The 388-nt window shown below is 50.5% G+C and carries 1 protein-coding gene; it reads left to right on the forward strand.

The features are described 5' to 3' along the window. On the forward strand, positions 1 to 388 hold a 388-nt coding region (locus AAEY75_RS14200), incomplete at both ends, for a TolC family protein (protein ID WP_352259926.1).

A 388-nucleotide genomic window follows, 5' to 3' on the forward strand; every position in this document is an offset into this window, starting at 1 on the left:
CAATAATGGCGTCGATGACGTTATCCCCGCTCCGCCAACCACAGATTTGCCAAATTTTGGTGAATTGGTCGGTGAACGCCTCCCAAATTCTTATGATTTTAATCGTTCAGGCTCAACGACGGGCGCAGGTATTGGCGTTGTTTGGCCTATTTATACTGCTGGGCGGACAACAGCGTTAACAGGCGCGTCCGATGCCCGCACCCAAGAAGCGGTCGCAGATAGCCTACTCGATAAGAACGAGCTTTATAACACCTTGATTGAGCGCTATTTTAAGGCGCAGCTCGCCATCATTGCCGCCTACTTGCGTGAAGATGCTTATGATACCTTGCAGCAGACCGACCATATGGCGCAGCGCCTGTTTGAAGAAGGTTTTATCTCACGTGTGGAT

It is taken from the genome of Psychrobacter sp. TB55-MNA-CIBAN-0194 (assembly GCF_040309505.1).
Taxonomy (GTDB): domain Bacteria; phylum Pseudomonadota; class Gammaproteobacteria; order Pseudomonadales; family Moraxellaceae; genus Psychrobacter; species Psychrobacter fozii.